The organism is Streptomyces sp. NPDC039609, from assembly GCF_055596705.1.
Window position 1 is genome coordinate 101031 of sequence record NZ_JBVIUJ010000020.1, and the last position, 8817, is coordinate 109847.

The window sequence follows — 8817 nt, forward strand, 5'->3', positions numbered from 1 at the left end:
ACGATCTGCGCAACGACTGGGCGCAGGCTCTAGCGGGACCCGGAAATGGGTGCTACACAGTCTCCAAGCGCTGCGGGTAACACGTGTAACAACATCTTGTCGGCCGCAGCCGTCCCGCAACGGCTTCCGGTGACACCGCCGCTCACGCGGCGTCTCCCTCACCCGTGTACCGCCCACTCGTGCAGCGGAAGCGATGCATCACGGCCCGCACCCCGGCCGACACCCGGTCCCGTACCCCTCCAGCTCCCCGCTCCGTCCTCCCAGGAGTCGTCATGGCCACGAACGAGCTCACCGATCCGATCGACCCGCCCGCCGCAGGTGCCGACAGCACCGCCACCACCGCGGAACCGGAAGCTCCGCGCCAGCGCGGGCTCATGCTCCTGCTGCTGGTCGCCAACTCCGCCATGATGGCGGTCTACATGGGCGTCGGCTCCGTCCTCCTGCCCACCCAGGTCGCCGCGATCGCCCCCGACGACAAGGTCGCCGTACTGGGCCTGATCGGCGGTATCAGCGCCATCTTCGCGACCGCCTTCAATCCGATCGCCGGCGCCCTCTCCGACCGCAGCGGCCGCCGCAACCCCTGGATCCTCGGCGGTGCACTCGGCGCGCTGCTCGCTCTGGCCCTGCTCGGCAGCGTCACCACCGCGCTGCTCGTCGGCATCGGCTGGTGCCTGGTCCAGGCGACGATGAACACCTACCAGGCGGCCGTCACCGCGATCGTGCCCGACCGCGTCCCCGCAGCCCGCCGCGGCACGGCGTCCGCGCTGGTGGGGTTGGGAATGCCGATCGGCGGTACCGTCGGCGTCCTCATCGCCTCGCAGACGGCGACGCATCTGCGTACCGGATACCTGGTCTTCGGCGCGATCGTCGCCGTCGCCGCACTGCTGCTCTCCGTCTTCTGCCGTGACACCCCGCGCACCGAGCCCGCACCGAAGGGACCCAAGGGCTCCCAACTCGCCGCCTTCCTCTCCGCGTTGGCCAACCACGACTTCCGCTGGGCCTTCATCGGCCGCGCCTTGATGGTGCTCGGCTACTTCTCCGTCGTCGGCTACCAGCTGTACATCCTGGGCGACCACATCTCCCTGCCCGCCGGAATGACCCCGCCCGAGGCGATCGCGATCCTCACCCCGGTGTCGATGGTCGCCGTCGCCCTCTCCACCGTCGTCGGCGGCTTGCTGTCCGACCGCTGGAACCGTCGCAAGGTGTTCGTCGGCGTCTCGGCGGCGCTGGCCGGGCTGGTCATGATCGTCCCCGTCATCAGCCCGACCTGGACCGGAATGCTCGTGTTCAGCGCGCTCAACGGCCTCGCCTTCGGCTGCTTCATGGCCGTCGACACCGCGCTCGTCACCCTGGTCCTCCCCCGGGCGGAGGACGCGGCCCGCGACATGGGCGTCCTGAACGTCGCGAACGCCGGGCCGCAGATCGTCGCCCCGTTCGTCGCCTCCGCCATCGTCACCGCCCTGGGCGGGTACACCCCGCTGTTCCTGGCCGGCGGGGCCCTGTCCTTGATCGGCGCGCTCGCCATCCTCCCGATCCGCAGCGTGCGCTGATCCACGCCGAGCCGTCTCCGCCGGATCGGGCGCGTGCCGTGCCATGCCTACCGACAGGCCGGGCTCGGGTGATCCGACAGAGAGGCCCGGGCCCCGTCGGCCGCATCCCGCGCCGACGCCGCCCGACCCGTACTCCGGCGGGCACATGCCGAGGGTCACGTGCCCGCCGGCCTCGCACCACCTCATCGCGCCACCACACCCTCGCGGAACACCACTCTCGCGCCACCACACCCTCACCCCCCTGCCTCCCAATTCCTAGGAGCCTCCTGTGAGACGCAAGCGAGTTCTGCCGCCGGCCATGCTGATCCTGTGCACCGCGGCCCTCGTGGGTACGGCGCCCGCGGTCGCCTCGCCCCGGACCGCACCGGCCCCCGCGGCCCCCGCGGCCCCCGCAGCGACCGCCGCTCCGCTGCGGATCCTGCTCACCAACGACGACGGCTACAACGCGCCGGGCATCCGCAAGGCGTTCGAGCGGCTGACCGCCGCCGGGCACGACGTCACCATCGTCGCCCCGCTCACCAACCAGAGCGGCAGCGGTACCAAGATGTCGAACGCCCCCACGATCACGGTGAAGCACCCCGTGCCGAAGGTGTGGGCCGTCGACGGCAGCCCCGGCGACTCGGTGGCCTTCGGCCTCTCTGAGGTGTTCGAGGGCCGTGCCCCCGACCTGGTGGTGTCCGGCACCAACTTCGGGCCGAACGTGGCCGGTCTCGCCAGCCACTCCGGCACGGTCGGCGGCGCCGTCGTGGCGGTGGAGTCCGGCGTACCCGCCATCGCCCTGAGCACGGGCGGCCTCTCGGTGCCCGATCCGGTCACCACCGTCAACGCGATGGGCCCGACGCTCGACTTCGCCGTCAAGCTCATCGACCGGCTGCGTACACAGGCGAAGTCCGGGCCGCTGCTCCCCAAGGGCGTCGGGCTGAACGTGAACCACCCGGTCGTCGGCGCCGACGGCAAGGGCACCGCCGCCGGGGTGTCGACCACGTTCCAGGATCCGCAGACGATCCTCGAACCGAACTTCACCGACTCCGGCGACGGCACCTGGAAGGTCGACGTGACCGTCGACATGCGTCCGGCGGCGAAGGGTGGAGACGTGGAAGCGGTCAGCGCGGGCCGGATCGCCGTCAGCCCGATGAGTGCCAACTGGAACACCGGGCCCGCCGACCACGCCGTCACCGCTGCCCTCCTCTCCGGTCTGCGTCCGTGACCGCTCTCCATCGGCCCACTCAGGAGGACGGATGAAGCGGCCCGGCAAGCGGCCCACTTCGGCAAGACCCCTGCTCGGTACGGCGCTCGCACTGGTGGCACTGCTCGCATCGGCGGTCCCGGCCACGGCTTCCGCTTCGGCGGGTACGTCCGCACGGCCCGTGGTCACCGTCGGGCAGGGCACGCTGCGCGGCCGGAACCACGACGGGGCACAGGAGTTCCTCGGGGTTCCCTACGCGGCGCCGCCGGTCGGGGAGGCCCGGCTGGGGGCACCGCGTGAGCCGCGCCGATGGAGCGGAGCACGGGAGGCGACCCGCCAGGCGCCGGCCTGTGTGCAGTTCTCGCCGTTCGGCATCGCGGACCCGACAGCCGTCAGCGAGGACTGCCTCTACCTGGACGTGTACCGCCCCAAGGGGGCCAGGGCGGGAGCCCGGCTGCCGGTGATCCTGTGGATCCACGGGGGTGCGTACAGCCAGGGCACCGGCACCCAGTTCGGCGGCCGGACGACGGCCGACCTCACGAACAGTGTGGTCGTCAGCATCAACTACCGCCTGGGACAGCTCGGTTACCTCGCTCTGCCCGAACTCGCCCGGGAGAACGCCCGGCGCACCGGCTCCTTCGGTCTGCTGGACCAGATCCAGGCGCTGCGCTGGACACGGGAGAACATCGCGGCGTTCGGAGGGAACCCCGCCAACGTGACGGTCTCCGGGCAGTCGGCCGGCAGCGGTTCGGTCTGCGGGCTTCTCGCGGCGCCCTCGGCGACCGGGCTGTTCCACCGCGCCGTGTTGCAGAGCGGGCCGTGCACCCTGATCGGTACACCCGACAGTGCGCGGGCCGAGGCGCAGGCTCGGGAGTTCGCCGGGCGGGCGGGCTGCGCCGATCCGGCCACGATCGTCGCATGCCTGCGCGCCGCCCCGGCGGCGGCGCTGATCGAGGCGGCACGCACACTGCCGACCTCGGGACCGGCCTCGGGTGACGGGCTGCTGCCGGTGGATCCGGCCGCCGCGATCGGCAGCGGGAAGTGGAACAAGGTGCCGGTGATGATCGGGAGCACCCGCTCCGAGTCGCGGCTGTTCGTGGCACTGACGCAGCCGCGGCTGACGGAGGCGGAGTACGAGGCACAGATCCTGGCGGCGTACGGTGCGGCGGGCCCGGAGGTGCTCGCCCGCTATCCGGTCTCGGCGTTCGGCTCGCCGTATCTGGCGCTGTCGGCGGTCATGACCGACTCCTCCTTCGCCTGCCACACCGCGTGGACGGCGCAGCTCTTCGCCGCACAAGTGCCGACGTACGCCTACGAGTTCGACGACCCGGCCTCGCCGACGCTCGCGGGTGCGCAGGTTCCGGGGCTCGACATGTCGAACGCGCACAGTGCCGAGCTGGCGTATCTGCACGACTTCACGGCGGGCGACCGGCCGTTGACCCAGGTCCAGGTGGCACTCGCGACGCGGATGAAGCGCTACTGGGGTGCCTTCGCCCGCTTCGGTACGCCGACGGTACCGGGGCAGACGGTCTGGCCCGCGACCGGGAGCGGGACGGTCCTCTCACTGAACCCCACGTCGACGCGGACGAGTTCGTCTTTCGCGACGGACCACCAGTGCGGTTTCTGGCGGACCCGAACGACTCGTCCACCGCTGTAACTCCGCTACGGGGCCGGGCCACCGCACACCTGTCGGTGTGCGGTGGCCCGGCGTCGTTCACGTCGCTCGGTCCGGGTGCTCCTCCTCGCGTCAGGACGGCTGCCGCAGCCAGGAGTCGAGAACTGCGTAGTCTCCATCGGTCAGACCACGGCGGGGATCGACGCGATGAAGCAGGGCGTGTCCTCGGTGATGGGTGGCGACCCAGGCCCGATCCGTGTCGGTGATCTCGTCGTCGACCCAGGCGAACGGGCGCCCCGACGCCCATTCGACGAGGGGGCGGGTCTTCCAGTGCAATCCGTCCCGCTCGTCCTGTGCATCGGTGGCGGAAGGCTCCGGCCAGACCACGACGCCCAGCTGCGGCAGACCGATGCGGGGGCAGATGCACTCGTTCGCGTCACCCATCCATGTCGTCGCCCAGACCACCTCACACGGCAGCGCCGCCAGCCGGCGCCCGTGGTCGGGATCGATCCTGCTCAGGAGTGGGTTCTCAGCGGAGGCGGGGGCGAGTCCGGTGACGTACGTCGGATAGTGCCCGGATGCCGCGCCGAAAGGGATGAGCGGTCCATCGACATCAAGAAACAGCAGCGGACGCTGCGGAGAGCCAGTCACCGGGGCACGATAGCGATGGATTCCAACGGGTGTCGCCGCGACGGCGTGGGCCGTGCGGCCGCCTGCGGCGAGGCGAGGCCGCCGCCGCACCGGCAGCTTGCCGGACGCCCTGACGCGATGCCGCCGGTCCTCTGTCAGGGCGCGGCCCAGCGGTCCGTGATCAGCGCCGCCTGTTCCAGTAGCGCCGAGATCAGTTCCTGGGCGGCGCTGGCCGAGGTCGAGCGCAGTACGGCGACGCTGATCTCCCGGGCGAGGACGGGTCCGGCCAGGGGGCGTACGACGACGTCGGGACGGGGTGCTCCCAGGGCGAGCCTGGGGACGAGGGCCACGCCCGTCCCGGCCGCCACAAGGCCCTGAACCACGGCGTAGTCGTCGGTGCGCATCGCGTGCAGGGGCTCGTAGCCCTCTCGGCCGCACGCCCATGCCAGGACGCGGTCGCACGGGTCGTGCGGGTCGGCGGCGCCCACCCATGCGGTGTCGCGCAGCTCGGCGAGAGGAACCTGGCCCAGCGAGGCGCACGGGTGGTCCTGCGGCATGACCAGGAGGAGCGGATCGGACAGCAGCGGGTGGAGTTCGACCTCCTCCTCGAGGTCGAGGCGGTCGCCGGGCTGGGAGAACACGAGGGCGGCCTGGAGTTCCCTGGCACGCAACCTGCGGAGGAGCAGGGGGAGTTCGCCTTCGGTGAGCGAGATGTGGACGCCTTGGTGGTGGAGGCGTTTGACCGCCGGTGCCAGCAGCAGGGCCCCGGCCGTGGGAAACGTACCGATGTGGATGGTGCGCATGCCACGCTCGGCGAGGTTACGCACCTCCAGCTCTGCATGGCGCAGACGGTCGAGTACGGCCTCGGCGTGCGGCAGCAGGGCTTCGCCGAGCTCGGTCAGCGTGGCGCCTCGCGGTCCACGCTGGACGAGCTGGGCGTTGAAGTGCGCTTCCAGGGAGGCCAGGTGGTGGGTGATCGTGGGCTGGCTGTAGTGCAGTGCGCGGCCGGCGGCGGCGAGCGAGCCCTCCTGGGCGATGGAGCGGAGTACCTGGAGATGTCTCACGTCGAGCATATAGAGATCCTATGGAGGGGTCACGAAAAGTCCACCATTCCTCAATGACTGGAGCCGTGTCACGCTCCCGGGGTGAACACGCGAACGACCGCTCCCCGCACCCACTCCCCCACTGATCCTGGCTCCGGCCAGCTGTCCGCCCCGTACGCCGAGGCGGTTCTCGCCCACGCCGGACGGGACTGGCTGAGGCTGAACGTTCCCGGCCATGCCGCGGTCCCTGGATCGGACCTCGCCGGGTTCTTCGGTTCGCGGATCACGGCCCTGGACTTCCCGCCGCTGCTCGACGGCATCGATCTCGGCCCGGACACTCCGCTCGACAGGGCGCTGGCGCTGGCGGCCGAAGCCTGGGGCGCACGGCGCACCTGGTTCCTGACCAACGGCGCTTCGCAGGGCAATCAGATCGCCTCGATGGTGGCCCCCTCGCTGGGCCGCACGCTCGTCGTGCAGCGCAGCGTGCACTCCAGCGTGATCGACGGGCTGGTGCTCTCGGGCATGGACGCGGTCTTCGTCCAGCCCTCCGTCGACCCCGAGCAAGGCATCGCCCACGGCGTGACCGCCGGGGACGTGGCGGCGGCGCTCGAGCGGACGCCGGACGTGGCCGCCGTGTACATCGTGTCCCCGAGCTACTTCGGCGCGGTCGCCGATGTGCGCGCCATCGCGGAGACCGCCCATGCCGCTGGGGTGCCTCTCATCGTCGACGAAGCATGGGGCTCGCACTTCGGCTTCCACCCCGCGCTTCCCGCGAGTGCGCTCTCCTTGGGCGCGGACATGGTGACCTCGAGTACGCACAAGCTCGGTGGCAGCCTGACTCAGTCGGCGATGCTGCACGTGGCCGAAGGCCCGTTCGCGGACCGCCTCGAACCGCTCGTGGACCGGGCGTTCCGGCTGGTGCAGTCCACGAGCGCGAGTGCCCTGCTGACCGCGTCACTGGATCTTGCGCGCAGGAGCCTGGTCATCGACGCGGACGCGACCTCAGGGTCGGTCGAGGCCGCGGACAGGGTGCGCAACGTCGTGCGCGCGTTGGGTCGCTTCGGTGTCGTGAGCGATGGCTTCCACGCCTTCCCCGACATCGTCCGCGCCGATCCGCTGCGGATCGCACTCGACACCCGGGCCGGCGGGATCACGGGGCACGAAGCCAGGCGTCGGCTCTTCCGGGACCACCAGATCATGGTCGAGGTGGCGACCGACGCGGCGATCGTCGCCGTGATCGGGGCGGGGTTCGTCCCTGACACGGATCGGTTCCTCGAAGCGCTGCACACCCTGCCCTCCCCGCTCACGGGATCCGACACCGAGCGATCTGCCGTGCTGCAGCTGCCCGCGCCCGGTCCCGCGAAGCTCACGGCCCGTGAGGCGTTCCTGAGCCCGACCCGGGTACTGCCCGCGGAGCAGGCCGTCGGACGCATCTCCGCGGACACGCTGGCCGCGTACCCGCCCGGTATCCCCAACATCCTGCCGGGCGAGGTCATCACCGCCGAGGTCGTCCGCTTTCTTCAGCAGACCGCGACCGCACCGAACGGCCATGTCCGAGGAGCGCTCGACCTGGGCGTCACCCGGCTGCGCGTCGTCGACGGAGACAGCGGCCACGACCACAGCCGTCCCGAGGCCGACTGAGCCACCGGGCACGACCCGGTCGAGCCACCGGGCACCACTCGGACCGACCGGGACACCCGGCACGACCAGGCCGACCGAGACGCCGGACACGGCCCGGCTACCCGGGACGCCCAGCACCACCCCCGCCTTCCGCACACCACACCCACCCCCGAGAGAGAGCACGCCCATGCCCGCACGCATTCCGACTCGTCAGGCGATCGCCGCCGCCGTAGCCGCGACGACAGCCACGCTGCTGCTGGGCGCCTGCGGCGACCAGACCGGCGCCGGCCAGAGCTCCGGTGGCACCCAGCCCGGTGGCGCACGGAGTGACGCTCCTCTGTTCGCCAAGCTTCCGAAGAAGTATCAGGTCGCCGGCGTGATCAAGGTCGGTACGGACGCCGCGTACGCCCCGATGGAGTTCATGGAGAACGGAAAGATCGTCGGTGTCGACCCGGACATCGCCGACGCTCTCGGCCAGCAGCTCGGCGTCAAGTTCGTCTTCACCAGCGGCACTTTCGACGGCCTCATCACCTCCCTCAACTCCGGGCGACAGGACATCGTCATGTCGTCGATGACCGACACCAAGGCCCGTCAGGAGGGTCTGGACGACAAGGGCCAGAAGACCGGCAACGGCGTGGACTTCGTCGACTACTTCGTCGCGGGCTCCGTCGTGTACGTCCAGAAGGGCAACCCGCACCACATCAAGTCCATCACCGACCTCTGCGGGAAGAAGGCCGCTGTGCAGAGAGGCACGACCTTCGAGAACGTCGTCAAGACGCAGTCGAAGCAGTGCGAGGCGAGCAAAAAGCCCGCCATCAGGATCGAGTCCTTCCCGACCGATGCGGAGGCCCAGACCCGCGTCAAGGCGGGCGGCGCCGTCGCGGGAGTCAACGACTACCCGGTCGCCCTCGACCTGGCGCTCAAGGCCGACGGCGGGAACGCGTTCGAGATCGTCGGCGACCAGATCGAGGCCGGCCCGTTCGGGATCGCGGTCGACAAGAAGAACACCCAGCTGCGTGACGCGCTCAAGGAAGCGCTGGACGCGATCATCAAGGACGGCACCTACAAGGCCGCCCTGGACAAGTGGGGGGCCGCCGACGGCGCGATTCCCGCGGCCAAGATCAACGGCGGTTCCTGACCTCTCGCGTACCACTGAAGGGCAGTCGTCGTGAC

7 protein-coding genes are annotated in these 8817 nt (G+C 70.8%); 5 read left to right on the forward strand and 2 right to left on the reverse strand.

The genetic code is table 11. The annotated features are described in order from the left end of the window. Positions 1–272: 272 nt before the first annotated feature. The 3 genes from ACZ561_RS38000 to ACZ561_RS38010 all read left to right on the forward strand — a co-directional run bounded on the left by ACZ561_RS38000 (position 273) and on the right by ACZ561_RS38010 (position 4393). Positions 273–1550 carry an MFS transporter gene (locus tag ACZ561_RS38000; RefSeq protein ID WP_471004350.1) on the forward strand — a complete coding sequence of 426 codons (1278 nt, stop codon included), beginning with the start codon at positions 273–275 and terminating at the stop codon, positions 1548–1550. A 268-nt stretch (positions 1551–1818) separates the two neighbouring features. Continuing rightward, positions 1819–2757 (forward strand): 5'/3'-nucleotidase SurE, encoded by a 939-nt coding sequence (gene surE, locus ACZ561_RS38005; protein ID WP_471004352.1) that lies wholly within the window; start codon positions 1819–1821, stop codon positions 2755–2757. Positions 2758–2788: 31 nt separating this feature from the next. Beyond that, on the forward strand, positions 2789–4393 hold the full coding sequence (locus ACZ561_RS38010) for a carboxylesterase/lipase family protein (RefSeq protein WP_471004354.1): 1605 nt from the start codon (positions 2789–2791) through the stop codon (positions 4391–4393). A gap of 90 nt (positions 4394–4483) precedes the next feature. Here the strand turns inward: ACZ561_RS38010 and ACZ561_RS38015 are convergent, their stop codons facing one another. Continuing rightward, positions 4484–5002 carry an HAD domain-containing protein gene (locus ACZ561_RS38015; RefSeq protein WP_471004356.1) on the reverse strand — a complete coding sequence of 173 codons (519 nt, stop codon included), beginning with the start codon at positions 5000–5002 and terminating at the stop codon, positions 4484–4486. A 134-nt stretch (positions 5003–5136) separates the two neighbouring features. Further along, entirely contained in the window at positions 5137–6054 is a 918-nt protein-coding gene (locus tag ACZ561_RS38020) for a LysR family transcriptional regulator (protein WP_471004358.1), read from the reverse strand. Between the two features lie 72 nt (positions 6055–6126). Here ACZ561_RS38020 and ACZ561_RS38025 point away from each other — a divergent pair, with 72 nt between their 5' ends. Both ACZ561_RS38025 and ACZ561_RS38030 read left to right on the forward strand, forming a co-directional pair. Next, positions 6127–7665 (forward strand): aminotransferase class I/II-fold pyridoxal phosphate-dependent enzyme, encoded by a 1539-nt coding sequence (locus ACZ561_RS38025; RefSeq protein ID WP_471004360.1) that lies wholly within the window; start codon positions 6127–6129, stop codon positions 7663–7665. Positions 7666–7831: 166 nt separating this feature from the next. Continuing rightward, positions 7832–8782 carry an ABC transporter substrate-binding protein gene (locus tag ACZ561_RS38030; RefSeq protein ID WP_471004362.1) on the forward strand — a complete coding sequence of 317 codons (951 nt, stop codon included), beginning with the start codon at positions 7832–7834 and terminating at the stop codon, positions 8780–8782. Positions 8783–8817: the final 35 nt, after the last annotated feature.

Bases quoted from the DNA above. Each gene is read 5' to 3' on its own strand.
- ACZ561_RS38000 (WP_471004350.1), top strand. From the start codon at position 273: ATGGCCACGAACGAGCTCACCGATCCGATCGACCCGCCCGCCGCAGGT.
- ACZ561_RS38010 (WP_471004354.1), top strand. From the start codon at position 2,789: ATGAAGCGGCCCGGCAAGCGGCCCACTTCGGCAAGACCCCTGCTCGGT.
- ACZ561_RS38020 (WP_471004358.1), bottom strand. From the start codon at position 6,054: ATGCTCGACGTGAGACATCTCCAGGTACTCCGCTCCATCGCCCAGGAG.
- ACZ561_RS38030 (WP_471004362.1), top strand. From the start codon at position 7,832: ATGCCCGCACGCATTCCGACTCGTCAGGCGATCGCCGCCGCCGTAGCC.